General features: G+C 66.4%; 2 protein-coding genes. One reads left to right on the top strand and one right to left on the bottom strand.

All coding sequences use genetic code 11. From position 1 onward, the window contains the following. A partial coding sequence (locus MOV75_RS37285) for a hydrolase (RefSeq protein ID WP_247007899.1) occupies positions 1 to 978 on the bottom strand: 978 nt, incomplete at its 3' end. A gap of 136 nt (positions 979 to 1,114) precedes the next feature. Between MOV75_RS37285 and MOV75_RS37280 the strand changes: the two genes are divergently transcribed. Beyond that, on the top strand, positions 1,115 to 1,612 hold a 498-nt coding region (locus MOV75_RS37280; RefSeq protein ID WP_247007897.1), incomplete at its 3' end, for an MFS transporter.

Below are 1,612 nucleotides of genomic sequence, written 5' to 3'. Positions count from 1 at the left end.
GGGACCCCAGCGACCGTCGGCGCCGGTCGTTGCGCTGTGCAGCGCACCGCCCTTGCGCTCACCGGTATCAGGGTCGACGCGGAAGATATCGACGGTCGCACCTGCGACCGGACGGTTGGTCGACACGCCGCCGGGCGTGCCGGTGACGAGGCCGCTCAGGCGGACACTTGGCTGCGGCACAATCGCGATGCGCGCAGGCTCGCGGCCCGCGATGAACTTGTAGATCTCCCGGAAGGCGCGCGGATGGAACGCCACCTCGCGATGATCGAGCGCACCGAGCACGAGATTGGTCGCGCCTTTCAGCTCCGGCCCTTCATTGGTGACGCCGGTCGGCGTGCCGGGTTTGCCGATGAAGCGGCCATCGGCCTGGGCGTATTTGTCCATGCCGTCGCTGCGCAGCGTCAAGAAGGCAACGCCCGGCGTCACCTCGCTCTCGCCTTCGTTCAGGTTGCGCAGGAACGGGCCGTGGCCGTTGAACTCGTTATTGGGCTGGTCCTCGGTTGCGAACACGCCATGATTGGGCGTGCCGCACAGGACGGCGTGGCTGACATCGCCGGCACCGCCATTCTTGATGACGTTGCGGATCGCATTGCCGCCGCGCGAGCTGCCGACCAGCGCTACACGAGACGCCCCGGTACGGCGCTTCAGCTCCGCGATGGCAGCCGTGAGCTCCCGGCGTTGGTCCTCGATCGAGGAGCGGTTTGCCTGCTCGACCTTGTCGTCGCTGCGGGCCAGCGGATCGGTAAAATTGATTGCCGCCATGCGATCGCGCGCGATGCCGTTGGATTCCATCCGCCACATCGTGGTCATCCAGAGCGCGTCATAGTCGCCATTGCCGTGGACGAACAGGATCGGCGGCACCTCGGCGCCGGGCGCCGCGACGCGTGCGGCTTGGGCCCATGCGCCCGTTCGCAAGCTCGCAACCGCGAAAGGCAAGCTGCCCGTCCCCAGCAGGATCGTCCGTCGCGACAGCTTCATTTGTTCCTCCCCGGCAAACCGCCTCTTTGCACCGCTTATAGCGGCCTAATCACTGGACAGCGAAGGACTTTCGCGGGCATCACTGAACTCACCGGAATCGCCAGGACCACTTCTGCCAGCCCATATGGAAGGGGATATGACCGAGCAGCCGAACCGCCAGAAAATGGCCGCCGACGGCATCACCGCGCCGCTGCGGTACACCGTATTCCGGCGCATCTGGCTCGCCAGCCTGCTCTCCAATCTCGGCCTCCTGATCCAGGGCGTCGGCGCGGCCTGGGCGATGACACAGATGGCAGCCTCGGCGGACAAGGTGGCGCTGGTGCAGACCGCGCTGATGCTGCCGATCATGCTGATCTCGATGCCGGCCGGCGCTATCGCCGACATGTATGACCGCCGCATCGTCACCCTGGTTTCGCTGATGATTGCCCTCACCGGCGCGACCGCGCTGACGGTGCTGGCCGGGCTCAATCTCATCACCCCTGAAGCCCTGCTCGCCTTTTGCTTCGTGGTGGGCAGCGGCAACGCGCTGTTCGGCCCGGCGTGGCAGTCCTCGGTCAGCGAGCAGGTGCCGCCCGATGCGCTGCCTTCGGCTGTCGCGCTGAACGGCATCAGTTACAACATCGCGCGCAGCTTC

The sequence above is a fragment of the Bradyrhizobium sp. PRIMUS42 genome (genome assembly GCF_023006515.1).
Taxonomy (GTDB): Bacteria; Pseudomonadota; Alphaproteobacteria; order Rhizobiales; family Xanthobacteraceae; genus Bradyrhizobium.
Note: the sequence above shows the minus strand (reverse complement) of the source record. Positions and strands in the feature narration are given on the sequence as shown.